General features: G+C 63.5%; 24 protein-coding genes and 1 tRNA gene. 9 read left to right on the top strand and 16 right to left on the bottom strand.

Annotated features, from left to right (window positions below):
* The first annotated feature begins 91 nt into the window (after positions 1-91).
* The 5 genes from BMW89_RS10180 (at position 92) to BMW89_RS10160 (ending at position 3,303) form a co-directional block, all read left to right on the top strand.
* Positions 92-823, top strand: coding sequence for an SDR family oxidoreductase (locus BMW89_RS10180; protein ID WP_092025312.1), 732 nt, complete (start codon positions 92-94; stop codon positions 821-823).
* A 16-nt stretch (positions 824-839) separates the two neighbouring features.
* Positions 840-1,586: an SDR family NAD(P)-dependent oxidoreductase gene (locus BMW89_RS10175; protein WP_092025309.1), complete on the top strand. Its 747-nt coding sequence runs from the start codon at positions 840-842 to the stop codon at positions 1,584-1,586.
* 7 nt (positions 1,587-1,593) lie between these two features.
* The gene (locus tag BMW89_RS10170; RefSeq protein ID WP_092025306.1) at positions 1,594-1,986 is read left to right on the top strand and encodes a GFA family protein; all 393 of its coding nucleotides are present in this window, start codon (positions 1,594-1,596) and stop codon (positions 1,984-1,986) included.
* Positions 1,987-2,136: 150 nt separating this feature from the next.
* Positions 2,137-2,817 carry a site-2 protease family protein gene (locus BMW89_RS10165; protein ID WP_092025303.1) on the top strand — a complete coding sequence of 227 codons (681 nt, stop codon included), beginning with the start codon at positions 2,137-2,139 and terminating at the stop codon, positions 2,815-2,817.
* 63 nt (positions 2,818-2,880) lie between these two features.
* The gene (locus BMW89_RS10160; RefSeq protein WP_092025300.1) at positions 2,881-3,303 is read left to right on the top strand and encodes a hypothetical protein; all 423 of its coding nucleotides are present in this window, start codon (positions 2,881-2,883) and stop codon (positions 3,301-3,303) included.
* Here BMW89_RS10160 and BMW89_RS10155 read toward each other — a convergent pair.
* From BMW89_RS10155 to BMW89_RS10125, 7 genes are all read right to left on the bottom strand, one after another.
* Complete coding sequence (locus tag BMW89_RS10155; protein WP_092025297.1) at positions 3,291-4,121, bottom strand: TonB family protein; 831 nt, start codon at positions 4,119-4,121, stop codon at positions 3,291-3,293. The genes BMW89_RS10160 and BMW89_RS10155 overlap by 13 nt on opposite strands.
* A gap of 20 nt (positions 4,122-4,141) precedes the next feature.
* Positions 4,142-4,606 (bottom strand): TonB system transport protein ExbD, encoded by a 465-nt coding sequence (gene exbD / locus BMW89_RS10150; protein WP_092025294.1) that lies wholly within the window; start codon positions 4,604-4,606, stop codon positions 4,142-4,144.
* A 3-nt stretch (positions 4,607-4,609) separates the two neighbouring features.
* The gene (gene exbB, locus BMW89_RS10145) at positions 4,610-5,533 is read right to left on the bottom strand and encodes a tonB-system energizer ExbB (RefSeq protein ID WP_092025291.1); all 924 of its coding nucleotides are present in this window, start codon (positions 5,531-5,533) and stop codon (positions 4,610-4,612) included.
* Complete coding sequence (locus BMW89_RS10140) at positions 5,530-6,219, bottom strand: Fe2+-dependent dioxygenase (RefSeq protein WP_092025288.1); 690 nt, start codon at positions 6,217-6,219, stop codon at positions 5,530-5,532. Before BMW89_RS10140 ends, exbB begins: the two co-directional genes overlap by 4 nt.
* Positions 6,220-6,239: 20 nt before the next feature.
* Positions 6,240-8,807, bottom strand: coding sequence for a TonB-dependent receptor (locus tag BMW89_RS10135; RefSeq protein ID WP_092025285.1), 2,568 nt, complete (start codon positions 8,805-8,807; stop codon positions 6,240-6,242).
* Between the two features lie 284 nt (positions 8,808-9,091).
* Complete coding sequence (locus BMW89_RS10130) at positions 9,092-11,497, bottom strand: TonB-dependent receptor (protein WP_092025282.1); 2,406 nt, start codon at positions 11,495-11,497, stop codon at positions 9,092-9,094.
* Positions 11,498-11,731: 234 nt separating this feature from the next.
* Positions 11,732-11,971: a hypothetical protein gene (locus BMW89_RS10125; protein ID WP_092026266.1), complete on the bottom strand. Its 240-nt coding sequence runs from the start codon at positions 11,969-11,971 to the stop codon at positions 11,732-11,734.
* A 398-nt stretch (positions 11,972-12,369) separates the two neighbouring features.
* Here BMW89_RS10125 and BMW89_RS10120 point away from each other — a divergent pair, with 398 nt between their 5' ends.
* The 3 genes from BMW89_RS10120 (at position 12,370) to BMW89_RS10110 (ending at position 17,321) form a co-directional block, all read left to right on the top strand.
* The gene (locus tag BMW89_RS10120; RefSeq protein WP_092025279.1) at positions 12,370-13,542 is read left to right on the top strand and encodes an efflux RND transporter periplasmic adaptor subunit; all 1,173 of its coding nucleotides are present in this window, start codon (positions 12,370-12,372) and stop codon (positions 13,540-13,542) included.
* Positions 13,539-16,685: an efflux RND transporter permease subunit gene (locus tag BMW89_RS10115; protein WP_092025276.1), complete on the top strand. Its 3,147-nt coding sequence runs from the start codon at positions 13,539-13,541 to the stop codon at positions 16,683-16,685. The genes BMW89_RS10120 and BMW89_RS10115 overlap by 4 nt, the downstream gene beginning before the upstream one ends.
* 63 nt (positions 16,686-16,748) lie before the next feature.
* The gene (locus BMW89_RS10110; protein ID WP_177195952.1) at positions 16,749-17,321 is read left to right on the top strand and encodes an invasion associated locus B family protein; all 573 of its coding nucleotides are present in this window, start codon (positions 16,749-16,751) and stop codon (positions 17,319-17,321) included.
* Positions 17,322-17,473: 152 nt separating this feature from the next.
* Here BMW89_RS10110 and BMW89_RS10105 read toward each other — a convergent pair whose 3' ends face one another.
* Positions 17,474-19,762 (bottom strand): arylsulfatase, encoded by a 2,289-nt coding sequence (locus BMW89_RS10105; RefSeq protein ID WP_092026260.1) that lies wholly within the window; start codon positions 19,760-19,762, stop codon positions 17,474-17,476.
* A 100-nt stretch (positions 19,763-19,862) separates the two neighbouring features.
* Between BMW89_RS10105 and BMW89_RS10100 the strand changes: the two genes are divergently transcribed.
* Positions 19,863-20,537 (top strand): TetR/AcrR family transcriptional regulator, encoded by a 675-nt coding sequence (locus tag BMW89_RS10100; protein WP_177195951.1) that lies wholly within the window; start codon positions 19,863-19,865, stop codon positions 20,535-20,537.
* On the opposite strand, the gene BMW89_RS10095 is transcribed toward BMW89_RS10100, so the two are convergent.
* From BMW89_RS10095 to BMW89_RS10060, 8 genes are all read right to left on the bottom strand, one after another.
* A complete protein-coding gene (locus BMW89_RS10095; protein WP_092025272.1) occupies positions 20,519-21,238 on the bottom strand; it encodes an ABC transporter ATP-binding protein in 720 nt (239 codons plus the stop codon). The two genes, BMW89_RS10100 and BMW89_RS10095, sit on opposite strands and share 19 nt — an antisense overlap.
* The gene (locus BMW89_RS10090; RefSeq protein WP_092025269.1) at positions 21,235-22,002 is read right to left on the bottom strand and encodes an ABC transporter ATP-binding protein; all 768 of its coding nucleotides are present in this window, start codon (positions 22,000-22,002) and stop codon (positions 21,235-21,237) included. The genes BMW89_RS10095 and BMW89_RS10090 overlap by 4 nt, the downstream gene beginning before the upstream one ends.
* Positions 21,992-22,963 carry a branched-chain amino acid ABC transporter permease gene (locus BMW89_RS10085; protein WP_092025266.1) on the bottom strand — a complete coding sequence of 324 codons (972 nt, stop codon included), beginning with the start codon at positions 22,961-22,963 and terminating at the stop codon, positions 21,992-21,994. Before BMW89_RS10085 ends, BMW89_RS10090 begins: the two co-directional genes overlap by 11 nt.
* Positions 22,964-22,976: 13 nt before the next feature.
* The gene (locus BMW89_RS10080; RefSeq protein ID WP_092025263.1) at positions 22,977-23,840 is read right to left on the bottom strand and encodes a branched-chain amino acid ABC transporter permease; all 864 of its coding nucleotides are present in this window, start codon (positions 23,838-23,840) and stop codon (positions 22,977-22,979) included.
* Between the two features lie 68 nt (positions 23,841-23,908).
* Positions 23,909-25,162 (bottom strand): ABC transporter substrate-binding protein, encoded by a 1,254-nt coding sequence (locus BMW89_RS10075; RefSeq protein WP_092025260.1) that lies wholly within the window; start codon positions 25,160-25,162, stop codon positions 23,909-23,911.
* Positions 25,163-25,482: 320 nt separating this feature from the next.
* Positions 25,483-25,860, bottom strand: a complete 378-nt coding sequence (locus BMW89_RS10070; protein ID WP_177195950.1) for a DUF1428 domain-containing protein — start codon at positions 25,858-25,860, stop codon at positions 25,483-25,485.
* Positions 25,861-26,029: 169 nt separating this feature from the next.
* A tRNA-Gln gene (locus BMW89_RS10065) sits at positions 26,030-26,103 on the bottom strand.
* A 181-nt stretch (positions 26,104-26,284) separates the two neighbouring features.
* On the bottom strand, positions 26,285-26,605 hold the full coding sequence (locus BMW89_RS10060) for a hypothetical protein (protein ID WP_092025254.1): 321 nt from the start codon (positions 26,603-26,605) through the stop codon (positions 26,285-26,287).
* Positions 26,606-26,650 lie beyond the last annotated feature (45 nt).

Below are 26,650 nucleotides of genomic sequence, written 5' to 3'. Positions count from 1 at the left end.
CCAGACTGCCTCCGCGGCAAGATTCTGGATTGCTTCGCTTCGCTCGCAATGACGACAGAGCAATCGAATTCAAGGTGAGGAGAAATACAAAATGGCAGACCGCCTCAAGGGAAAACGCGCCGTCATCACCGCTGCCGCCGCCGGCATCGGGCGCGCCTGCGCCATCGCATTCGCGCGTGAAGGTGCAACCGTCATCGCCACCGACATCAACGAGGCCGGCATCGCGGGCCTGACCAAGGAAGGCATCGCCGAGACCGCAAAACTCGACGTCCGCAACACCGCCGACGTCAACGCTTTCGCCAAGCGCGTCGGCAAGATCGACATCCTGCTCAACGCGGCGGGCTTCGTGCACCACGGCACGATCCTGGAATGCTCGGAAGAGGATTTTGACTTCTCGTTCGACCTCAACGTCAAGTCGATGCACCGGACCATCAGGGCCTTCCTGCCCGACATGCTCGCGGGCGGCGGCGGCAGCATCGTCAACATCTCGTCCTGTGCAGCGCTGCGGCCGCCGGCGAACCGTTACGTCTACAGCTCGTCCAAGGCCGCGGTGTCGCTGCTGACGCGCGCGGTCGCGCTCGACTTCATCACCAAGGGCATCCGCTGCAACTCGATCTGCCCCGGCACCGTCGAGACGCCCTCGATGCTCGATCGCGCCGCAGCCCAAGGACCGCAAGGCAAGGAGATGTTCGTCTCCCGCCAGAAGATGGGCCGGCTCGGCACCGCCGACGAGATCGCCTCCATGGCGGTCTATCTCGGCAGTGACGAAAGCGCCTTCACCACCGGCGTCGACCTCGTCGTCGACGGCGGCTACATGCTCTGACGCCAGAGGCCCCGGCATGAACAAGATCGATCTCAACGGCCGCGTGGCTGTCGTCACCGGCGGCGCGCAGGGCTTTGGCCGCGCCATCACCGAGCGCTTTGTCGCCTCCGGCGCCAAGGTCGCGATCTGGGATTTTGACTCTGGCCTCGCCGAGAAGACCGCAAAAGAGATCGGCGACAACGTCCGCGTCTTCAAGGTCGACGTCACCGACACCGCAGGCGTCGAGCAGGCCCGCGATGCGACGCTTGCCGCCTTCGGCAAGATCGACATCCTCGTCAACAATGCCGGCATCGCCGGCGTCAACAAGCCGGTCTGGGAGACTGATCTGGAGGAATGGCGCAAGGTGCTGCGCATCAACCTCGACGGCCCCTTCATCGTCTGCAAGGCGATCGTGCCCGCGATGCTCAAGCAGAAATACGGGCGCATCGTGAACATCGCCTCGATCGCCGGCAAGGAAGGCAATCCGAACGCCTCGCATTATTCGGCGTCCAAGGCCGGCCTGATCGCGCTGACGAAGTCGCTGGGCAAGGAATTGGCCGCACATGACATCCTCGTGAATGCGGTGACGCCGGCCGCCGCCAAGACCGCGATCTTCGACCAGATGACGCAGCAGCATATCGATTTCATGCTGTCGAAAATCCCCAAGGCGCGCTTCGTGCAGGTCGAAGAGCTCGCCGCGATGGTGAGCTGGCTCGCATCGGAAGATTGTGGCTTCTCGACCGGCGCGGTGTTCGACATCTCGGGCGGGCGCGCAACCTACTGAGGACATCATGATCCGGGAAGGTGGATGCCTGTGCGGCACGGTGCGGTTCAGGGCGGAGGGCGAGCCGCTCAACGTCCGCATCTGCCATTGCCGCATGTGCCAGAAAGCGATGGGCTCGCCCTATTTTGCGCGCGCGCAATTCGATCAGCGCGCGCTGACAGTCGAGGGCGACACCGAGCGTTATGCCTCGTCCGAGGCCATCGACCGCGTGTTCTGCAAGCGCTGCGGCACACGCCTGTTCTCGTGGCGGCGCAACGGCACGCTGGCGGGCGTCTCGCTCACGACCTTCGACGACCGCAACGCCTTTGCGCCGACCGAGCACATCTGGGTGTCGGAGAAGCTGGCGTGGCTGAAGCTCGACGACGGTCTGACGCAGTATCCGGGGACGATTCCTGCGTGAATTTGCACGACTGCACGGCAGGTTCGAGCGGGGATCATTTGCGGCGTGGTATTTCGGAACCGGCCACCCTATGTCTAGGCTGAAGCGTTGCTGCACCGCCGGTTGGCTGGGACGGCTGCAAGGCCGCAGGCAAACCGGGACGGACGAGCCGTGAACATCTCATTGTATGAACTATCCGTGTGGGTGCTGCCGCTGGTGCTCGCCATCACTTTTCACGAGGCCGCGCACGCCTTCGTGGCGCATCGTCTCGGTGACAACACGGCCTGGCAGCTCGGCCGCGTCAGCTTCAACCCGCTTAGGCATATCGACCCATTCGGGACAGTGATCCTTCCGGCGATGCTGTTGTTTGCGCATTCGCCATTCCTGTTCGGCTATGCCAAGCCGGTGCCGGTGAATTTCCGCAACCTCAATCACCCCAGGCTCGACATGGTCTGGGTGGCGCTGGCCGGTCCCGCCACCAACATCCTGCTGGCGCTCGCGGCAGCTCTTGCCGTCCACGCGCTGCCGTTTGCCCCAGCGAGCTCGGCGCAATGGATCTTCGACAATCTCGCTAACGCGGTGCTCATCAACGTGGTGTTGGCAGTCTTTAACATGATTCCGATACCGCCTTTGGACGGCGGGCGGGTCGCGGTCGGGCTGTTGCCCCGCCCGCTCGCGCTGCCGCTGGCGCGGCTCGAGCCGTACGGGATGCTGATCCTGATCGGGCTCCTGATCCTGCTACCTCTTCTGGGCTCGCAGTTAGGTCTAAATCTTGATGTTATTTCAGCAATACTGGGAACGGTGACCGGTTATGTGAAACAGGCTGTTCTCTTCCTGACCGGCAACACGTAGTTGAACAGCACACCCCGAACAAAAGCCGAAGGGCTCGAGGCCGACTTGGTCAAAGCTGCCGATATGCTGATCGCGCGACGCGCGGACACCCGCGCCCGCGCTGATTTTGCCACCTGGAAGATGATGGCCAAGCTCAACGGCTCGTCCGCGCTGCCTCCGGAGGCCCAGGAATTCCTGGCGAGCTACAAGAACCTGGTGGCGCAGATGAGCGAGGGCGAGGCCACCGAGGCCACCATCGGCGCGATCTACAAGGCCTATTATGCCGAGATGGGCGGTGCGGGAACCCCGCCGGACGTCCGCACCCGTGCGGCTGAGCCTGCAGCGGACAATGTTACCGCCTTCCGCCGCCCGGAACCGAAGCCAAAGACGAAGGTCAGCTTCTTTGGGTCGTCCGCCAGCGGCACCCAGAAGCGGCCACTCCCGGTGGCGCTGATCTTCGCCTGCCTGGTCGTGGTCTATGTCGGGATCCGGTTTTACTGGCGCTGAGCCGACTTCTTCTTTTTCTTCTCCTCCGACGGAGGCTTGAAGAATATCTCGACGGTGCGCTCGATCCGGTCCTCGGTCAGCCCGGCGGGCGGTTGCGGGAACGGATCGGACTTGCGGACCATGGCGATCGCGGCGGCGTCGTAGGCCTTATCCCCGGACGAGGTCACGACGTCCACTGAAAGCACGTTTCCCATCCGGTTGAGCGCGAAGCTCACCTTTGCCACCTCGTTATTGGGCTCCTTGCCCTCCGGATTGACCTTGTGCGCCGAAAGATGCGCGCTGATCTTGCGGTTCCAGTCGGCCGTCAGCTTCAGGAGGTCCTTGCCGATGCCGAGCACCGGCGCCATGGCCTTCTCGGCCTCGCGCGTTGCGTCCTCGAAGGTCTGCCGCTCCATCGCAACCGACTTCTGCGCGGCCTCCATGGCCGGCGTTTCGACGGCCGCGATCTTCGGCTCCTCGTCCTGCTCCTTCTTCGGCTTGCTTTCGGTGACGAGGCGATCGGCATCCTCGACCTGTTGCGGCCGGTCCTGTGGAAGATCCGTCTCTTTGACCTCGGCCTTCTGCTCGGGCATCTCCGGGCGCTCTTCCTGCTCCTCGGAGTCCGTAGGTCCGGGGGCCCTGTCGGACTCCTGAACCGGCGGCGACGTCATCTCGACCGCGAACTCCGCCCCCGCAGCGCCTAACCCTTCGTTGCCGTCGTCGGCCCGCAGGCTAGCGAGCGCGAGCGCAGCGCCACCCACATGGAGGACGAGCGCCGCCACGGCAGCCAAAATCCAAAGCCTCCGGGATGATCTGGGTTCGAGATCGACGTCAGACATGGCAGTTCCCTAGCGAACCTCTATGGCTGCGGAGCGCCCGCGGCAGACGCTCCCGCCGCCATGGGAGGCCCCTCAAGCGCAACCAGCTTCACCTTCGTGTAGCCGCCGGAGCGCAGCAGCTCCATGACGCCCATCAACTCGCCATAGGGCACGGCGCGATCGGCACGCAGGAAGACGTACTTGTCCTTGCTCATGTCGGACATCGAGTCGAGGGTCATGGTCAGCTCGGCGCGGTGGACGGTCTCCTCGCCGATGGCGATCGTCAGATCGCGCCGGATGCTGAGATAAGTCGGTTTGTCCGGCTTCTTCTGCGGCATCGAGCTCGACGTCGGCAGATCGATCGGCAGGTCGACGGTGGACAGCGGAGCTGCGACCATGAAGATGATCAGCAGAACCAGGATGACATCGATGAACGGCGTGACGTTGATGTCATGCGTTTCCGAGAAATCGTCGTCATCATCATTGTCTGCGAGCGAAACACCCATGGTTCACTCCGCCGCGCGCGAATGCACGCCGCCGTGGCTGCGATCGAGATCGCGCGAGAGCAGCCGCCCCGCCGCGCCCGAGGCACGGCTGACGAGCTCGAGATAGCTCTTCGTCACGCGCGAGAAGTGATTGTAGATGATCACCGCGGGGATCGCGGCGACGAGGCCGATCGCGGTCGCCAGCAGCGCCTCGGCGATACCGGGCGCGACGACGGCAAGGTTCGTGGTCTGCGACTTCGAGATGCCGATGAAACTGTTCATGATGCCCCAGACCGTGCCGAACAGGCCGACGAAGGGCGATGTCGAGCCGATGGTCGCGAGCACGCCCATGCCGATGCGGATGCGCCGCGCCTCCGCGCGCATGATCTCCTGGAAGCTCGAGGCCGCCCGCTCCTTGATGCCGGTATCGCTGGATAGGCCAGCCGACATCCGCGCCTCGCGCAACGCCGCCGCCAGGAAGGACGGCAGAATCCCCTCCTTGGCGCCGAGCGCCATTTGCGCTTCCGCGAGCGAGCGCGCCTCCGCGATCTTCTTCAGCGCCGAACGAAGTTTTGCAGACGCGACCGACAGCTCGAACGACTTGGCGATCAGGACGGTCCAGGTCATCAGCGATGCAAAGGCGAGCCCGATCATCACCGCCTTGACGACGACGTCCGCCGACATGAACATCACCCAGGGCGACAATTCCTTCATGACCGGCGGGGCACCGAACACGTCCGACTTCGCGGCCGGTGCGGTGGCCGAGGAAGCCGCCGGCGCGGCCGCGCTCGGGGCCGCAGCTGCCGGCGCCGGAGCCGCGGCGGGCGCCGTCGACTGGGCCGGCGCTGCCGCCGGGGCCTGTGTCTGGGCGGAAACAGGAGATGCGAGCCAGGCGGCCGCCAGCATGGCGGCTGCGGCAAGGCTTGCTTGGAAGGACATGATCTTCATACTTCGGCCCAGGTGCGAATGAGGTTGTGATAGATACCCGTCAATTTGACCGTTTCGGGATCGTCACGCCCGAGCCGTCCCACCAGCGCCTGTATCGCGGTGTCGAGGTCAAAGATCATGCTCCGGGCTTGATCGTCCCGTATCATGCTCTGAAGCCAGAAGAAAGACGCAACCCGCACTCCCCGGGTCACCGGCGTGACGAGATGCAGGCTGGTCGAGGGATAGAGCACGCAGTCGCCTGCTTGCAACTTGACTTCGTGCGAACCGTAGGTGTCCTCGATCACAAGTTCGCCACCGTCATATTCTTCCGGCTCGCTGAGGAACAGCGTGACCGACAGATCGGTGCGGATGCGAAGGCCGGTCAGCCGGTCGCCGCGGATCGCATTGTCGACGTGCAGGCCGAAATGGTGGCCGCTGTCCGCCGCATAGCGGTTGAACAGCGGCGGAAAGATCTGGAGCGGGATCGCCGCCGCCAGGAACCGGGGGTTCGACGTCAGCGCCGAGATGATGCGGTTGCCGAGTTTTCGCGCGACTTCGCTATCGGGCGGCAGTTGCTCGTTGCGCTTGACCATCGCCGACTGCGAGCCGGCGGTGGAGCGTCCGTCCTCCCATTCGCTGGCGTCCATGATGCGGCGGAACTCCGCCACATCTTCCTTGCTCAGGACGCCTTCTATGCATGTCAGCATGGCACCTCGTTATCTCTCCATCAGTAGCGGGCCGAGACCACCAGATAGGCGGCGCGTCCCGGTGCTTCCAGCACGAACGGCGTCGCACTCTGGTACAGCGCGTCGTAATAGCGTTTGTCGAAGATGTTGTTGACGAACAGCTTCACGGTCCAATGCTTGTCGACCTTCGCTTCGGCGAACATGTCGAAGCGCCAATAGTCCGGGATCGATGTCCCCTGGTTCGCCGCGAGCAGCGTGCCGCCGCGGATCCCGGAGCGGTAGACCGCCTGTCCGCCGAGCTCCCAGACATCCGTGAGCTGGTACTTGGAAAGCATGCTGAACGACTGATGCGCGATGTTGGCGAGCGGCAGCCCGACATTGGTCGGATACAGCGTCGTATTTGCCGACGGTGCAAGCGACTTCGTCACCTCCGACTGCATCAGCACCAGGCCGCCGAACACGCTCCATTTGTCGGTGAGCTTGCCGCCGACGCCGAGGTCGATGCCGCGGATGCGGTAGGCGCCGCCCGCCGTGATGCAGGATACATTGCCCGACCCCGCCGGCAGATTATAGGCACACCCCGGAACTTTGGCTGCAGCAGCCGTACTGCCGACATTCTGCGCTTCACGCGCGTTCTCTTTCTCGGTCTGGAATAGCGCCGCCGTCAGCAGCAGATGGCGATCGAAGAGCTCCCATTTGGTGCCTAGCTCGATTGCCTTGTTCTTCTCCGGCCCGAATATCTGGGTGTTGGCGCCGTTGAGAACCGGCGAAATGCCGCCATAGGCCGAGCTGGTGCCGTCGAATTCGGCGCCAACCGGGTTCGACGACGTCGCATAGGCCGCATAGACGCTGCCGTTCGGCAGCGGCTTCAGCGTCACACCGAGATTGAAGTTCGGCAGCCCGAACTCGGCGCTTTGCGCGCCGAACGTCTGCACTCCGCCGACGGTGCCGTAACCACTGGTCTTGACGGTGTAGTCGTCGTAGCGGATGCCGCCATTGAGAATGACGAGATCGCGATAGTTCGCGCTATCCATCGCATAGACGCTCTTGGTGTCCACCGAGAGATTGGTCGGCGTTCCCAGCATCCTCGGCGTATCGAACGTGTTGAGGAAGGTGTATTGCGGCGAAAACACGCTGACGCCCGACGTGGAGCCGCCGGGAGTGAACTTGGGGCCGGTCGTCAATTCCGAGTCCAGCCCGGCATATTTGTCGATGAAGGACGTCTCACGCGAGACCTCGACGCCTCCGAGCGCCGTATGCCTGAACCCACCGGTGTCGAATTTGTAGGTCGCTTCGCTCTGGTTGGCGAGGACGCTGGTGACCTGATAGCGGCTCTGCGGATTGGCCGTCACGGTCGCGGCTGTCAACGGAATCGGAGCGGTCGGGGATTCCGCCAGCGTCCCGACATAGTCGTTGACCGAGCGCGACAGGCGGATCTTGTCGCTGAGCATGAGATCTGGCGTGACATAGATCTCGGAATTGATCGTCCCGATATCCTGCTTGACCTTGAAGAAGTCGCGATTGACGAAGCCGTAGAAATTGTTGCGATTGGAGCCGAAGTCGGGATACGGGCCGCCGGCCGTGGTGGTATAGGGCGCCGATCCCGGCCGATAGTACGGCACGCCGAAATCCGGAATGCCATGCTGGTAGGTGTGAATGTAGTCCGTCGTCACCTTGACTGCATCGATAGGCTTCCATGTCGTCGCGATGAAAAACCCGCTGCGATCATCCGTGACATAATCGCGACCCGCGACGCCCGCGTCCTGGAATAGGCCCCCGGCGCGCACCGCAAACGTCGGATTGATCACCTGGTTGACATCGAGCGTGACACGCTTGGTCTTGTCGGTGCCAAACGAGGTGTCCATGTTGTAGAAGCTCTTCTCCGTCACAGCCTGCTTGGTAACGATGTTGATCGCACCGCCGGCGATACCGCGGCCGGAAAAGGACGAACCGGGACCACGCAGGATTTCGACCTGCTCGGTAAAGAAGTTCTCACGAACACTGACGCCGGGATCGCGCACACCATCGATGAAGATGTCGTTGCGGGCATCGAAGCCGCGGATGAAGAAGCGGTCGCCGAAGGCGTTGCCGCCCTCGCCCGTGCCGAGCGTTACGCCGGCCGTGCTGAGGATCGCGGTCTTCAGCGACGTCGCGTTCTTGTCCTCGAGCACTTCCTTGCTCAAAACGGTGATCGACTTCGGCGTATCGACCAATTTCTCCGGAAATTTGCCGCCGGCCTGAACGTGATCGACCTTGTACGGTGCAGCCGGATCCGCATACGGATTGCGATCGGGAGCGCCCGGACTCGGGGTGGCGACCGGCGCCGTTGCGGCCTGCTGCCGCTGCGCCGCACGCCGCAGCGCATTGCGCGCGCGGACTTGATCGGCGGTGGGTCTGGAAGCGGTGGGACGCGGACGCTCTTTCGGTGCATCGACGTTCACCGGCGGCAGGTTGGGCGTCTGCGCATGCACCCCGCTCGAAACTGACGCGACGGCGATCAGACTTGCGACCGCGGAAACGGTCTTGCCCGTCGCAGCATCGAAATTGTTGCCGAATGATTTCCGAACCGCGTCCGAACGCAACGACCGCGGTGTCTTTCTCATGCCCATCACACGCCCCACTGTTCTTATGCTTCCATTGGCCACGTTGCGACAACGCGACGCATCGGTGCTATCGAGCGTGTTCGTGGGGGTCAACGCGATCACGGCAACACTGCGGGGGAATCCGCCCATTTCAAAGCAATTCTAAACTTGTCTGGGCGCATCACTTTGTAATCGTTCTAAGCTCGAGTTTGTAAGCATTCTAAACTGGCAGCGAGGCCATGCACGCGCCATCGTTGCGGAAGGTGTCGGGATGCCCGCCATGGCAGACATCCCGGCTCTGGCTGGCGCGATCAGAACTTCGCAGTCGTCACGAGGTAGAATGCGCGGCCCGGCGCGACGGCCACGAACGGCACGGCGCTGCGATAGAGCGTGTCGTAGTACAGCTTGTTGGTGAGGTTCTGCGCGTAGAACTTCATGGTCCAGTTCTTGTCGATCTTCTTCTCGACGAACGCGTCGAAGCGCCAATAGCTCGGCAGCTCGTTGCCGGTATTGGCCGCGAACGTGCCGCCATAGACCTTCGAGCGGTACACCGCCTGCCCGCCCAGCTCCCAGCCGCCGTCGAACTTGTACTTCGTCAGCATGCTGAACGACTGATGAGCCACGTTCGCAAGCTGCAGGCCGAGGTTGGAGGCGATGTTGCTCTGCGTGACCTTCGACTGCATCAGCACGATGCCGCCGAAGACGCTCCAGCGGTCGGTGATCTTGCCCTCGGCCTCGATGTCGATGCCCTGGATGCGGTAGGCCGCGTTCGCGGTGAGCAAGCCCGAGGCGTTGGTTTCGCGCGCATTGTCCTTGGTGGTCTGGAACAGTGCGCCTGATACCAGCAGGTGACGATCCACCAGTTCCCACTTGGTGCCGACTTCGGCCGCCTTGTTGCGCTCGGGTCCGAGCAGAACCGTCGTGTTGGCGGGAACGCCACCGTAATCGGTGCCGGTCGCGTCAAGCTCGGAGCCGAACGGATTGGCCGAGGTTGCATAGGCCACATAGAGGCTGCCGATCGACATCGGCTTGTAGACCAGGCCGACGTTGTAGTTCACCAGATCGGAGTTCATCTTCAGATAGGCCGAATTGGTCGACGAGCTCATGTTGTAGCCGTCGTAACGGATGCCACCGTTGACGATGATCGTGTCCCGCCAGTTCGCGGTGTCCATGACATAGACGCTGCTGGTGTTGACGCCATAGCGCGTCGGGTTTCCGGTCAGGCCCGGCGTGCCAAAGGGAGCGTAGGTGTATTGGGGAGAGTAGAGATTGACCCCCGAGACGGCGCCGTTGCTCGTGAAGGCGCTGCCGGCCAGTTCAGACGCGAGCCCCGAGTAACGGTCGATCGAGATGTTCTCGTTGGTATATTCGACACCGAACACCGCGGTGTGCTTGACCCCGCCGGTGTCGAGCTTGAACGTGGCCTCGTTCTGGTTGGCCCACACGTCCACGGTCTGGTAGCGGCTCTGCGCGCTCGCCGTCGTGGTCCAGAGCAACGGGTTGGCGTTGGTCGTCACCGGGTTCTGCGGCAGCGTACCGATATAGTTCAGCAGCGAGTGTTCGCCGCGCACCTTGCTGCTCAGCGTGATGGCGTCGTTGACCTTGTACTCCACCGTACCGGTGCCGAAATCCTGCCGCGCGGTCTGGAAGTCGCGGTTGAGGAAGCCATACCAGGCTCCGCGCGGAATGCCGGCCGACGTCACCGGCACGTTGCCCTGCTTGTAATAGGGCACGCCGAAATCCGGCAGCCCGCTGAGATCGGTATGGACGTAGTTCGTCGTGATCTTGATGTCGTTGGTCGGGGTGTATTTGGTCGAGAGGAAGGTGCCCCACCTATTGTCGGTCACGTAGTCGCGGCCGGCGACGTTGGCATCCTGGAACAGGCCGCCGGTGCGCACCGAGAAGGTCGGGTCGATCACCTGGTTGACGTCGATCGTGACGCGCTTGGTCCTGTCAGTGCCGAACTCGGTATCCATGCGCTTGAAGTTGACGTCGCCGGCCTGCTTGGTGACGATGTTGATGGCGCCGCCCGCGGTGCCACGGCCGGCATAGGACGACGCCGGACCGCGCAAAATCTCGATCTGCTCGGTGAAGAAGTTCTCGCGGATGGACACGGCGGGATCGCGGATGCCGTCGATGAAGATGTCGTTGCGCGCGTCGAAGCCGCGGATGAAGAAGCGGTCGCCGAATGCGTTGCCGCCCTCGCCCGAGCCTAGCGTTACGCCGGCGGTCGAGCGCCCGATCTCCTTCAGCGTCGTGGCGTTCTTGTCCTCGAGCACTTCCTTGCTGAGCACGGTGATGGTCTTCGGTGTGTTCAGCATCGGCTCGGGAAACTTGCCGGAGGCCTGGACGTGATCGACCTTGTAGGGCGCCGCCGGATCTGAATAGGGATTGCGGTCCACTTCGCCAGCCGGTGCCGTGGGAGCGGCCTGCTGGGCCGCCTGCTGCCGCTGAGCGGCACGTCGAAGCGCGTTACGGGCGCGGACCTGATCCGCCGTCGGCTTCGAGGCCACCGGACGCGGACGCGCGACGGGAGCATCGACCGTCACCGGCGGCAGGTTCGACTGCTGCGCTTCTGCGCCGCTCGACACCGACGCCACCGCGATCAGGCTCGCGACCGCCGATACCGCCTTGCCGGGATTCCCGTCGAGCTTCTCTCCAAGTGAATTTCTTCCGGCGACCGAACGCAACGATCGCGGCGCTAGCACTAGCCCCATTCCAACGCACCCCATCTCAAATTCGTCGATCCGCAACATGCGCGACGAACATCGAGGCGGTGCTATCGACCGCGAAAAATCAGGTCAATGCAGCTGTCCCGGCAAGATCACTTGAATCTATCTAGTTCATATCGATTCCAGAGTTTCCATTTTGAAATCGTTGAAATCTTGCGCGACAAATCGATGCAGTCAGACACATCGGCACTAGCCTTCGTGCATGATCTCGTGCAGCCGTCAATCGCTGCTCGGCGGCTTCATCAGCGAGAACAATTCGTCGACGGTCTTCTGCACGACCGCGCGCACGCGATCGCTGTTGTCCATGCCGGCGATGTTGACGCCGCTGACGACCGCTTTGATTTCGTCGCGAAAGTCGGTGAGGAAGCGCAAGGGATCGCGCTGCTCGTTGGCGACGCGCGCGATCAATCCCGTGATCAAGATCTGACACGCGATCAGCTTGCCGTTCAGTTCATCCATCATGCGCTCCCCTTGTAGCGGGGCCGATATGACCGATGCTGATTTTCCTGACAACCGAAACGCGGCCCACCCGACTTAGAACCGTTCTCGAAAAGCGCAAATCCTGCGGCTCCCGGTCCAGCGGTGCGTCACCTTCCTCCAAACCCGTTCCGCTCCGTCCACACCGTCTGCGAGTGCTGCCTAATTTTTGCACGCTGGTGGTTCGCGCCGGGAAAATGCAGCACTGCACACCGACGCGCCAAACAGTTGCCTAAGCAGTGCAAAGCTTTCCAATTGTTTAGGATTCTCAGCCGATAGTGCTGTTTACACTGGAACTTGGCGTGTAATATACAAGCGCGCTGGAACCCTATGATTGCCCGACAATTCGTCGTTTTGGGCATGCGAGCCAACGAGCCGATATGAAAAAATCACGGCCGATACTCTGGATTGTCATCATCGCGGCCGTGGGCATCGCGGGTTACTACGGTTGGCAGAAATACGGCTCGCCCGAGGCCGGAAAAACCCAGACCGCACAGAAAGGCCCGCCGCGCGCGCCTGCCATTCCCGTGAGCGTTGCACCGGTCCAGAAGGCCGATTTCCCGGTCTACCTGACCGGTCTCGGCACGGTGCAGGGTTTCAACACCGTACAAGTCCGGACAAGGGTTGACGGCCAGATCGACAAGATCGCCTTCACCGAAGGCCAGATCGCCAAGGAAGGCGAGCTTCTGGCCTCGATCGATCCCCGCCCCTACCAGGCCGCGCTCGACCAGGCCAAGGCCAAGAAGGCGCAGGACGAGGCCAGCCTCGCCAACGCCAATCTCGAACTCCAGCGCGCCACGAAGCTCGGAGAGTTCGCCACCGCGCAGCGGGTCGACACCCAGCGCTCCACCGTCGCCCAGCTCACCGCCCAGATCGCCGCCGACGAGGCCGCGATCTCCAACGCGCAGACCCAGCTCGATTACACGCAGATCAAGGCGCCGATCACCGGCGTCGCCGGCCTTCGTCTGGTCGACGTCGGCAACATCGTCAACGCCTCCACGCAAACGGGCATCGTGATGATCTCGCAGGTCGAGCCGATCTCCGTGATCTTCACCGCGCCGGAGGATCAGCTGCCCTATATCAGCGACGGCCAGAAGGCCGGCGCGCTGAAGGTGATCGCCTACACCACCGACGGCAAGAAGACGCTGGCCGAAGGCAAGCTCGCGGTCATCAACAACCAGGTCGACACGTCCAGCGGGACTATTCGGCTCAAGGCGGTGTTCGACAACAAGGACCACGCGCTGTGGCCGGGTCAGTCGGTTTCGACGCGCCTTCTGGTCCGGACGCTGAAGGATGCGACCGTGGTTCCGGATGACGCAGTCCAGCATTCGACCAACGGCCTCTACGCCTATACCGTCAATCAGGACAACAAGGCCGAAGTGCGCAAGATCAAGGTCAGCTACGCCATCGACGGTCGTTCGGTCGTCGATGAAGGGCTGACCCCGGGGCAGCAGGTGATTACCGGCGGCCAGTTCAAGGTTCAGCCCGGAAGCGTCGTCTCGACGGCTGTCGCAAGCTCGGATCCAAGCCAGAACAAGGTACGACAGGAATGACCGAAGGCGGGATTTCGGCACCTTTCATCCGTTATCCCATCGGCACCTCGCTGCTGATGGCCGGCATTCTCTTCGTCGGTCTCGTCGCCTATCCCCTGCTGCCGGTCGCGCCGCTGCCGCAGGTGGACTTCCCGACCATCCAGATCACGGCCAATTTGCCGGGCGGCAGCCCCGAGACGATGGCCTCGTCGGTGGCGCAGCCGCTGGAGCGCCAGTTCGCGCAGATCCCCGGCATCGCCCAGATGACCTCGACGAGTTATCTCGGCACCGCCTCGATCACCATCCAGTTCGATCTCAACCGCAGCATCGACGGCGCCGCCAACGACGTGCAGGGCGCCATCAACGCCGCCAGCGGCCAGTTGCCGAAGAACCTGCCCTCGCCGCCGACCTATCGCAAGGTCAACCCGGCCGACGCGCCGATCCTGCTGCTGTCGGCGACGTCAGAGACGATGCCGCTCACCAGCGTCAGCGACGCCGTCGACGCCCAGCTCGCCCAGCAGATCAGCCAGCTCGCCGGCGTCGCGCAGGTTTTCATCGGCGGACAGCAGAAGCCCTCCATCCGCATTCAGATCGACCCGGCGAAGCTCGTCGCCAAGGGCCTGTCGATGGAGGACGTCCGCAGCCAGATCGCGATCACCACGGTCGACAGCCCCAAGGGCAATATCGACGGCGAGAAGCGCGCCTATACGATCTACGCCAACGACCAGCTCACCCAGTCCAAGGACTGGAACGACGTCATCATCGCCTATCGCAACGGCGGTCCGTTGCGAATCCGCGACATCGGCCAGGCGGTCAGCGGCGCTGAAGATGCCAAGCAGGCGGCCTGGGCCAACGGCAAGCGCGGCGTGTTCCTGGTGGTGTTCAAACAGCCGGGCGCCAACGTCATCGAGACCGTCGACAGGATCAAGGCGACCCTGCCCCGGCTCGTCGCGGCGATCCCGCCCGCGATCAAGATCGAGGTGATCAGCGATCGCACCACGACGATCCGCGCCGCCGTCGAGGACGTGCAGTTCACACTGCTCCTGACCATCGGCCTCGTGGTCATGGTCATCTTCGTCTTCCTGCGCAGCTTCTGGGCGACGGTTATCCCCACCATCACGGTTCCGCTGGCGCTATTGGGCGCGTGCGCCCTGATGTGGGTATGGGGCTATTCGCTCGACAATCTGTCGCTGATGGCGCTCACCATCGCGGTCGGGTTCGTCGTCGACGACGCCATCGTGATGCTCGAGAACATCACGCGCTATATCGAGGAAGGCGAATCGCCGATGGCGGCCGCCTTCCGGGGCTCCAAGGAAATCGGCTTCACCATCGTCTCGATCAGTATCTCGCTGGTCGCGGTGCTGATCCCGCTGCTGCTGATGGGCGGCATCATCGGGCGCCTGTTCCGTGAATTCGCCGTCGTGCTGGCGATGACCATCTTCGTCTCGATGTTCGTGTCGCTGACATTGACGCCGATGATGGCCTCACGCTTCCTGCGCGCCCATGGCGAGGTCACCCACGGCAAGTTCTACCAGTGGAGCGAAGCCGCCTTCGACGGGATGCTGCGCGGCTACGAATATGTGCTCGACCATGCGATGGCCTGGCGCCGCACCACGCTCACGATCTTCTTCGCCACGCTCGCTTTATCGGTCTATTTGTTCATCGTGATTCCGAAGGGCTTCTTCCCGCAGCAGGACGTCGGCCTGATCACCGCGACCTCCGAAGCCTCTCAGGACATTTCCTTCGCCGAGATGCAGCGCCGTCAGGTCGAGCTCGGCAAGATCGTGATGGAAGATCCTGACATCGCCACGATCGCGATGAACATCGGCGGCAGCGGCCGCGCCGGCAACAACGGCAACATGTTCATCACGCTGAAGCCGCGCGACCACCGCGAGGCCTCGGCCCAGCAGATCATCGCGCGCCTCCGTCCCAAGCTCGAGAAGGTGTCGGGCGCTCGCCTCTACATGCAGGCGGCCCAGGACGTCCGGCTCGGCGGCCGGCCGACGCGCACGCAATTCGAATTCACCTTGCAGGATGCCGATCTCGTCGAGCTCAACGACTGGGCGCCAAAAATCCTCGCCAAGATGGCGACGCTGCCGGAGCTGCGCGACGTCGCGACCGACCAGCAGACGCAAGGCACCACGGTCCAGCTCAAGATCAACCGCGACACCGCCGCGCGCTACGGTATCCAGCCGCAGCTGATCGACGACACCCTGTACGACGCTTTCGGACAGCGGCAGGTCACGCAGTATTTCACCCAGCTCAACACCTACAAGGTGATCCTCGAGATCTTGCCTGAGATGCAGGGCAGTCTCGAGAGCCTGAACAAGCTCTATCTGAAATCGCCGCTGACCGGTGACCAGGTCCCGTTGTCGACCTTTGCGACATGGTCCACCGATCCGGTCCGTCCGCTCTCGATCAGCCACCAGGGCCAGTTTCCGGCGATCACGATCAGCTTCAACCTTGCGCAAGGCGTCGCGCTCGGTCAGGCCACCGAGGCCGTGCAGAAGGCGATGGCCGATCTCGGCGCGCCGCCGACGCTGAATTCGAGCTTCCAGGGCACCGCGCAGGCATTCCAGCAGTCGCTCGGCACCGTGCCGCTGTTGATCCTCGCGGCCCTCGTCGTGGTCTATCTGATCCTCGGCATTCTCTACGAGAGCTACATCCATCCGATCACGATTCTGTCGACCCTGCCCTCGGCCGGCGTCGGTGCGCTCGCGATCCTGATGGCGGCCGGCTTCGAGTTCAGCCTGATTGCATTGATCGGCGTGATCCTGCTGATCGGCATCGTGAAGAAGAACGGCATCATGATGGTCGACTTCGCGATCGCCGCAGAGCGCGACCACCATAAGACCCCGGAGGAATCGATCCGCCAGGCTGCGCTGCTGCGCTTCCGTCCGATCATGATGACGACGATGGCAGCACTGCTCGGCGGCGTGCCCTTGATGCTCGGCCACGGCACCGGCGCCGAAATCCGCCAGCCGCTCGGCTACGCCATGGTCGGCGGCCTGATCGTCAGCCAGGCGCTGACGCTGTTTACGACGCCCGTCATCTATCTCTATCTCGACAGGCTCAACAACTGGTTCTCCGCCTGGGGCCGTTCGGATGACGACGAAGGCCACGAGACGCCCGAGCACGGCCCCGTCAAGCAAGCCGCCGAGTAAGCTTGCACCACGGCTCCCGCAACGCTACAGCGGGGCCTCGGTTCACGCCAACGCGGTTTCGTCATGCTCATGCAATCCAGACTTGTCGCCCTCGCTGCCGCGCTCCTGTTGTCGACGGGCGCCGCTTATGCCCAGCAGGGCGCCAAGAAGAACGCAGCGCCCGCTGCTCCGGCCGCGCAGCCCGCGCCCGCCCCGACGCAGCCACAGGCGGACGGTGCTCCGGCTCAGCAGGCCGGCTGGGTCGTTCGCTGCACCAGCGTCAGCCGCGATGCGCCGCTCGAATGCGCGATGGAGCAGAACGCGGTGCTGACCAAGACCGGCCAGACCATCGTCCTGGTCAACATCCGCATCGCGCCCGACACCCGCACGCCGGTGGCGCTGTTGCAATTGCCGCTCGGCCTCAACCTTCCCGTCGGCGCAAAACTCCAGGTCGACGAGGGCAAGGCGGTCGAGCTCCAGATCCAGACCTGCGAGAACCGCGGCTGCTACGCCTCGACGCCGATCGCGCCGGACCTGCTCGCAACCTTGCGGTCGGGCAAGCAGCTGAAGGTCGCCTTCCAGAACATGGCCAAGGAGACCATCGCGATCCCGATGCCGCTGGGCGATTTCGCGGCGGCCTACGACAAGATCAAGTAACGGGCTGCTCCCGTTTCCGTCTGGAGTGCACGCCTTTCTCACCTCGTCATTGCGAGCGTAGCGAAGCAATCCAGCAATCTTTCCGCGGAGGCCGTCTGGATTGCTTCGCTGCGCTCGCAATGACGGCGCGGATATAGCGACGCCCCTCGCTCCTACTGCCGTGCCATCTGCGCATTGCCGACGGCATCACCGTCGAGCTTCTGATCGTTGTGCATGGTGACGGTGACGCGCAAGAGCCGTCCCTCGAATGCGAACGGCGCCTCGTAATGCGAGACGGGGCTGCCGCGGTCACGGCCGATGTCGAGGCCAGACCACGAGATCAGCGTGTGGAAGCCAAGCTGGGTCTGGAGCGCGCCCGCCGGCTCGCCGTCGATCAGCAGCGTGTATGCGGTGACGCCGGTGCGCGAACCCTTCGCCGGCGGCTCCTTGCGCAGGAGACGCTCGACGTGCACCCCGAGCCGCCGCGCGCCTGACGGCACTGTGCGCTCAGAACGCACGATCTGGTGGCTGCCGCCGATGTTGAGATCGTGCACGAGGTGGCCATCTTTGACGTAGAGGCTGTAGCCTGAGGTCGCGTCGCCGTGCGAGATCAGCACGCCGTCGGCGCCCTGCTCGTCGATCTCGACATGCGCCTCGATGGTGTAGCTGCGGCTGCGCACATCGGGCGCCACGTCGGTCGGCACGTGGCCCATGCCGGCATGGAACACGAAATGATGGCGCGCGCCGTGGAAGCGTGCCGCATTCTCGGCAAAGCGCGGGCCGAAGCGGTCGTCAAGCGGCAGCACCTTGTGCTTCTCGGCCTCCGCCCACCATGTCGCGATCATCGTTGCCAGCCGTTCCGGCTCCTTGGCCGCGAGATCGTTGGTCTCGGAGAAGTCTTCATCGAGATGGAACAGCTCCCATTTGTCTTTCTCGAACGGCGTGCCCGAGGGATGGAAGGCGACCGCTTTCCATCCGGCGTGCCAGAGACCGCGATGGCCGAACATCTCGAAATATTGCGGCGTGCCCTTTGAGGGCGCGGACGCATCGTTGATCGAGCGCGCAAAGCTCTCGCCTTCCAGCGGCATCTGCGAGCAACCCGCAATCGTCATGGGAGCCTCGATGCCGATCAGATCGAGCAGCGTTGGCGTGAGATCGCTGGCGTGAACGAACTGGTGGCGCAGCTCGCCCCTGGCTGCGATGCGCTTCGGCCAGTTGACGACGAAGGGATCGCGGATGCCGCCGCCATGGGTGTTCTGCTTGTAGCGGCGCAGCGGCGTGTTCGAGGCCATCGCCCAGCCATGCGGGAAATTGCTGTGGGTGTCGGGCCCGCCGATATCGTCGATCCGGCCGAGCTTTTCCGCGATCGGCTCCGGCTTGAAATTGAACGGACCCATCGCGTTGACGAAGCCGAGCGCCCCGCCCTCCTGGCTCGCGCCATTGTCGGACATCACGATAATCACCGTGTTGTCGCGGATACCGGCCGTTTCCAGGAACGCGACGAGGCGTGCAAGATGGCGATCGGAATGGTCGAGCATGCCGGCGAATGCTGCTTGCAGGCGCGTGAAGACACGACGCTCGTCGGCCGAATGCTCCTCCCATGCCTTCACGCCGTCGTTGCGTGCAGGCATGCGCGTGTCCTCCGGCACCAGCCCCATCGCTTTCTGACGCGACAGCCGTTGCTCGCGCTCGACGTCCCAGCCGTGCGCGAACGAGGCGTCGTAGCTCGTGATGATGTCCTTCGGCGCCTGATGGGGCGCGTGGCAGGCGCCGAGCGCGACCCAGGTCAGCCAGGGAATTTCGGGGCGATCGGCAACATGATCGCCGATGAAACGGATCGACTGGTCGATCAAATCCTCGGTCAGATGATAGCCGTCGGCGTAAGTGCCCGGAGGATCAATATGCGTGTTGTCGGAGACGAGCTCGGGTGCATACTGGTCGGTCTCTGCGTCGAGGAAGCCATAGAAGCGGTCAAAACCGCGGCCGAGCGGCCAGCCGTCGAACGGTCCGGTGGCGCCGCTCTCGGTCAGCGGCGTGACGTGCCATTTGCCGACCATGTAGTTGCGATAGCCGTGCACGCGCAGCATCTCGGCAAGCGTCCCCGCCTCGCGCGCGATCTTGCCGCGATAACCGGGATAGCCGGAATCGAAATTGGCGAGACAGCCGACGCCGACCGAATGATGGTTGCGCCCGGTCAGTAACGCCGCGCGCGTCGTCGAGCACATCGCCGTGGTGTGGAAGCCGGAATAGCGCAGGCCTTCCGCGGCGAGCTTGTCGATGGTCGGCGTCTTGATAGCGGAGCCATAGCAGCCGAAATCGGAGAAGCCAACGTCGTCGAACAGCACGACCAGGATGTTCGGCGCGCCTTCGGGCGGTCTTGGCGCCTCCGGCCACCATGGCTTTGAGTCCGCAACCGTCTTGCCGACAGTGCCACGAAACGGCGCGGTGCTGGTTGCGCTCATCTGCTCCTCCCTGTGCATTTGGCCGCCGCGGTTGACCTGCGGCTTGCTCCTAAATTATAATCCGAATTATGATTATGATTTAGCCCGGATGCAAGCACGGATGCGGCCATTTTCAAACGAGTCCGGGGCACGCGATCTCGACCTGCCGGGCGTCGCCCCGTCGCGCCAGAAGCGCAGCCGCGAAACGACGCTGGCGCTGCTGCGCGCCGGCGCCAGCATGCTGCGCACGCGCAGCCTTGCAGAGCTCTCGATCGAGGCGCTCTGCGCCGAGGTCGGCGCCACCGTCGGTGCCTTCTACAGCCGCTTCGACAGCAAAGAGGCCTATTTCAACGCGCTGATGGCACTGGCCGCACGCGACGGCGAGCAGCGGCTCGGCGACATCAGGCGACCGTCGCCAGACACAAGCCTCGACAAGCTCTGCCACATCATCGTCAGCGGCATCGTGGCCTGGATACGCAATCACGAGGGCGTGCTGCGCGCCGCGCTCCAGCACGACGACACCCGCCCCGACAAATGGACGCCGTTCAAGGCGCTCGCGAAAGCCACCACGATGCGTGCCACCCCTCTCCTGCTGCCGGCCATGGGCAAAGGACGCAAGGCCGCAAAAACCCGCGCTATCGCATTTGGCTTCCAAATCGTGCTGGGCACGCTGGTGAACGCGATCCTCAACGATCCCGGGCCGCTGCCGCTTCGGTCGAAGGAGATGGAAACGCGGCTCGCCGGTTGCCTGTTGCTGCTGCTTCAGGCGGAGACCAATCAGCTCACGCCGAGATAGGCCTTCTGCACCTGCGGGTCTTCCGCGAGCGCCGCTGCCGTGCCCGACAGCACGCTCTTGCCGACCTGGAGCACGGTGGCGAAGTCAGAGAATTCCAGCGCGAGCTCGATCGACTGCTCCGCGAGCAGAATGGTCAGGCCCTCGCGATGCAGGCGGCCGAATGTTTCGTACATGGACTCGACCACCGCAGGCGCAAGGCCGAGCGAGGGTTCGTCGAGCATGAGGAGCTTTGGGTCGCTCATCAGCGCGCGGCCGACCGCGAGCATCTGCCGCTCGCCGCCGGACATGGTACCGGCGCGCTGGTTGCGGCGCTCCTTCAACCGCGGAAAAAACTCGTAGACGCGTTCGAGCAGCGCGGCCTTGCGCGACTTGTCGTGCAGCGGCGTCGCGCCGAGCATTAAATTGTTCTCGACGCTCTGCTGCACGAAGAGCCGCCAGCCTTCCGGCGACAGCGCCAGCCCCTTGCGCACGATGGCAAAGGCTTTTTGGCCGGCGATGTCCTCGCCGCGAAAGCTGATCGTGCCGGAATGCACGGGAATGAGGCCGGCGATGGCGTTCAGCGTCGTGGTCTTGCCGCCGCCATTGGAGCCGAGCAGCGCGACAACGCTGCCATCGGGCACCTCGAGCGAGACGTCGGAGACGCCGATGAGGTCGCCATAGCGCACCTCGAGGTGTTCGATCCGCAACAGCGCCCCGCTCATAGGTCCGGCCCGCCCATCAGCTCGACCGGCGTATGGCCGGCGGCGGCCTTGGCCGCGCGCTTGCCGAGATAGGCCTCGATCACCGCCGGATTTGACGTGACCTCGCGCGGCGAGCCCTGGGCGATCTCCTTGCCCTGGTGGAACACCATCACGCGGCTCGCCAGCGACATGATCACTTCCATGATGTGCTCGACGATGACGAGCGTGATGCCGGAGCGGTGGATGTCGCGGACGAGATCGATCGCGAGTTTCACCTCATGCGCGTTGAGGCCGGCCATGGCCTCGTCGAGCAGCAACACTTTCGGCTCGGTCGCAAGTGCGCGGGCGATCTCCAGCCGCTTGCGGCCGGGCGTACCGAGCGAGCGCGCCGGTGCGTCTGCAAGCTTGCTCATGCCGACGCGCTCAAGAACGGCGCGCGCTTTTGTTTCGGCCTCCTTGCGATGCGAGGTGCGCAGAAAGGCGCCGATCATGACGTTCTCGAGCACGGTCATGCCCTCAAAGGTCTGCGGCACCTGGAAAGTGCGGGCAAGCCCGAGCCCGGCCCGCAACTCCGGTGTGAAGTCGGTGATGTCGCGTCCCTCGAACAGAACGCAGCCAGCCGTGGCCTTGAGGTCGCCGGTGAGGCAATTGAAGAAGGTGGATTTTCCCGCGCCGTTCGGGCCGATCAGGCCGAGAATGTCGCCCTGCTCCAGCGTAACGGAGGCATCGTCCACCGCCTTGAAGCTGCCGAAGGCCTTGATGATCCCGCGCGCCTCAAGGAGCATGGCCTGCTCCTGTGTCGCTCTTGGATTTTTTTCGCCCCGTGAACAGGCTGAGCAGGCCGCCCGGCTGGAACCGCGCGATCAGCACGATGATCGCGCCATAGACCACGAAGGTGAGCCCGGCGCCCTTGCCGCCGAGCCAGCTGTTGGAGATCTCCTCCAGCGGCACCAGGATCGCCGCGCCCACCAGTGGGCCGAACAGCAGCCCTGCCCCGCCCAGCGCTGCCATGATCAGGATCTTCACCGAGATCAGGATGCCGAGGCCGGACTCGGGATCGACGAAGCCGAACATCATGGCGTAGAGCGCGCCGGAAACGCTCGTCAGTGCCGCACTCAACATGTAGGCATAGAGTTTTGTGCGGCTGGCTGGCGCTCCGAGCGAGCGCGCGGCGCGCTCGGAATCCTTGATCGCGCGCAGGTAAAATCCCATCCGGCTGTTGGTCATCCACCAGGTGATGAACAGCGTGATCACGAGCACGAGCAGGAAGAGATAGTAATACGGCAGCGACGACAGGAACGAGAGATCGAAGACGTTGCGCGGCACGGTAGGACCCGAGAGACCGACGGCGGCGCCCAGCCAGTCGGTGTTGGTGACGATCAGCCGCATCGTCTCGGCCACCGCGATGGTCGCCATGCTGAAATAATGGCCAGACAGCCGCAGCGTCGGCACGCCGATGATTGCGGCCAAGCCCACCGCGATCACGATGCCGCCGGGAATACCGAATAGCGGCGACAGGCCGAATTTTGCGTAGGAGCCCATCGCGGCATAGGCGCCGCAGCCGAAGAACACGACGTGACCGACCGAGACCTGACCGGCGTAACCGCCGACGATGTTCCAGGCGGACGCCGCAATCGCATAGAGCAGCACCAGTGCGCCCAAGCGCTGCTGGAACGGCGAGGACAGCAGCAGCGGATAGGCGATCGCCAATGCGGCGACGACCGTGAGCCATATCCAACGCCGCATCACATCTTCCCCATCAGGCCTTGCCCATCAAGCCTTGCGGCCGGAACCAGAGGAAGAGCAGGAACAGGACATAGACGACGATGTCCTTGTAGATCGCGCCGATCAGATAGCCGGACAGCGACTCGATGACGCCGATCAGGAGCCCTGCGACCAGCGCGCCCGGCACGCTGCCGAAACCGCCGAGCGACACCGTGACGAAGGCGACGATACCGAGCGTCTCGCCGACCGTCGGCACGATGTAGAAGAAATTCGCGATCAGCGCACCCGCCAGACCAGTGGCGCCCGCGGCAATCGCCCAGGCGATCGCCTGCATGGTGTCGGGCCGGATGCCCATGAGCTGGGCCGCGGTCTGGTCCTCCGCCACCGCCAGCATCTTTGAGCCGAGCGAGGTGCGGGTCAGCAAGAGATGCAGGCCGAGCGTCACCAGCAGCGCGACGACACCGGCAAGCAGGCGCGAAGCCTCGATGCGCAGGCCTGCAAACGCATAGGTGCCGCCGACGATGTTCGGCGGCATCGACAGGAAGTTTGCGCCGAACCACCAGAACACGGAATAGCGCAACAGCAGCGCGAGCCCGAACGTGCCGAGGATTTGCGCCAGCATCGGCCCCTTCATGATGTCGCGGATCAGGGCGAAATAGACCACGACACCGACGGTTGCCAGCACCAGCGTTGCCAGCGGCGCGCCCAGGATCGGGCCGCCCCCCATCAGGGTATAGACGACGTAGGCGACGTACATGCCGAGCATGACGAAATCGCCATGCGCGAAATTGACGATGTTCATCATGCCCCACACCAGCGTGAGGCCTGAGGAAAACAGGGCGTAGACGGCGCCAAGCAGAAGCCCGCCGACGATCACCTGCACGAGTACAAAGGACATGAGCCGCGTTGCTCTGAATCAAATCATTCTGGGAAAGGCGGGACGCACGGCCCCGCCTTCAAACAATCTCACCAGCCCTTGTAGGGCAGCACTGGCGCCTTCACGGCATTGGCCTTCGGCCATACCGCCGTGTAGTTCTCGCCATCCTGAAGCTGGATGATCAGGCCGGAGGCGAGCACGTTCTGGCCCTTGTCGTCGAACTTCACGCCCTTGTAGCCCATCATCAATTGCTCGGGCTTGAGGTCCGTCGCCTTCAGCGCCACCTGGATTTTTGCGGGATCGGTCGAGCCGGCCCGGTCGATGGCGTCGGCGAGCACGAAGAAGCCCTGCATCTGGCGGCCGACGGTGTCGTCCATCTCCTCGCCGCTCTTCTTCTTGTACATGTCGGCGATGATGGCGGACGGCGAGCCTGATGGGCCCACCGACCAGGACGAACGGTTGAAGACGCCTTGCGAGATCTTGCCGACCGCCTTGATGAAGGACGGATCGGAATAGCCGGCGTCGTCGGCGAGCAGGATCGCCGGCTTGTAGTCGAGCGACTGCATGGTCTTGGCGAACAGGATCGCATCCGACGTGTAGCTGATCATGATGATCACGTCGGGCTTCTTGTCCTTGAGCTGGAGCACCTGGCCCTGCAAATCGGTCGCGTTGACGGGATAGGCGACATCGAGCGCGACCGGCTGGCCCTTCTCCTTGAAGGCACCGGCGATCGTATTCGCGACCGAGGTGCCGTATTCGGTGTTGTCGTGAACCAGCGCGATTGCGTCGGTCTTGGCACCGGCTGCCTTCATGTCAGCAAGGAAGTCGACATAGGCTTTTGCGAAATCGGTTGCGATCGGCGTGGTGCGAAAGAACCATTTGAAACCGCGCTCGGTGAGATTGGCGGCGACCGACTCTGAGTTGAGATAGGGAATGCCGTATTTCTCGGCGATCGCGCTCGAGGTCAACGTGATACCGGACTGATAGGCGCCGAACACGGCCGCCACCTTGTCTTCCGTGATCAGGCGCAGCGCCTGGTTCTGCCCGGTCGCCGGGTTGCCCTGATTGTCGGCGATCACGACCTCGATCTTGGCGCCGCCGAGGCCGGCAAGCCCTGCGTTCTTCGCCAGCGGCAGATTGCCGAGCTCGGGATGGGCGTTGTTGATGATATCAGTGGCGACCTCGAGCGCCGCCTTGGCATGCGCCCCGATCGAGGCCGTGCCGCCGGACATCGGCAGGATCACGCCGATCTTGACGACCTTGTCATCGGCCCGCGCATTCGTGCCGAGCGCAATCGACATCGCGGCCGCGCAAAGCAGCGCGGTGACGTGCTTCAACTTCATGAAATCAGACCTCCCAAAGGGTTTCCCCAACCAAGATTTTTTGGAAGCTGTAGCGAGCCGCCCGCTTCCGTTTGATTATGCCTGGCGATAAGAGGATGGCATGCCAGCCGGATACCGGCAAGGTGAAACGGATTGCGACGATGCTGCATGAGAGAGCAGCGCGGACACGCACGCCGCACGCCGCGTTCTATCTGGCGTGGCTTTGTTCGCGTGAGACAACCCGAAGAGCGGTCGCAGGGTGGATGAGCCGAAAGGCGGAATCCACCACCGTCTGTTTCCGCGGGAATGAAAGAGGTGGATTACGCTATCGCTGATCCACCCTACGGGGTCCGTGCTTGGCCGACGACATCGCTCGCCCGCAGCAGCGTCGTGAAGCCGCCATAGATCATCCGCTTGCCGTCGAACGGCATGTCGGCGCCCTTGAGCCGCGCATCCGCCATCACCTTCTTGTTGACGGCATCGCGCGTCTCCCGATCACGGTAGATGATCCAGGAGAACACCACGACCTCGTCCTCCTTCGCCATCACCGCGCGCGGAAACGACGTCAGCTGGCCGTACGGCACGTCGTCGCCGATGCATTCGACATAATCGAGCGCGCCGTGCTCCATCCAGACCGCGCAGGCCGTTTTCGCCAAGGTCTTGTAGGCCTCGATCCCATCCTTCGGCACGGCCAGCACGAAACCATCGACATAGGGCATCACGGATCTCCCAGGGGTTATGTGACCCAAGGACGACGGGGCGGGCGGAGATCCGACCCGGACGATGCGATTTCAGATGAGACAAACCGCCGCGATGGGCGACGCGGCAAGCCCGGGCTTTGCAGCCGTCGGCAGGATCGCATTGCAGTCAGTGAAAAGCGCCCGGAATTGGCTGGGGAACTAGGATTCGAACCTAGACAAACAGAGTCAGAGTCTGTTGTGCTACCGTTACACCATTCCCCAACGGAATAGCCGAACAAATTCAACGACTTGACGATTTGTTCGACTGCGGCCGGAAGCGCGTTTTGGCGCAAATCACGGCTCAGGCGTGGCAGCTTTCTACCCGCTCGCATCTGGGCTGGCAAGCGCTGCGGTGGATCGCTCCCGCAACCGCGGCCGGGACACCACCGGCGCCAGCGTCCGGCTAATGGGTGCGGCCAACGCAGACGACGATCTCGCCCCGGCCGTTCGCGATCATCACCTGGCCGTACTCGTCCTGCGGCGGGCTTTCCTCGTAGCGCAGCGGGATCGTGGTGATCTCCTCCTGCCCCACGCCGCCCGGCTGCTCGGAGTTCACATCGAGGATCAGGATCTTCGGATTGATCCCTTGCGGCGAGCGCTTGGTCAGCCGGGCCTGCCAGCCATTGGTCGGGACCCGCACGTCGCCGGTCATGACCAGCTTGGGCGGCCCGCCCGGCGCGCGGTCGATCCAGGCCTTGAAGGTGTTTCTCAGCAGGACAGTCATGACGAGTCCTTCCTAAGCCAAGTTGCGCGATCCTTCAGTCTCGTG

This window comes from Bradyrhizobium sp. OK095, assembly GCF_900109945.1.
Lineage (GTDB): Bacteria > Pseudomonadota > Alphaproteobacteria > Rhizobiales > Xanthobacteraceae > Bradyrhizobium.
This window is presented reverse-complemented; position numbering and strand designations above follow the sequence as displayed.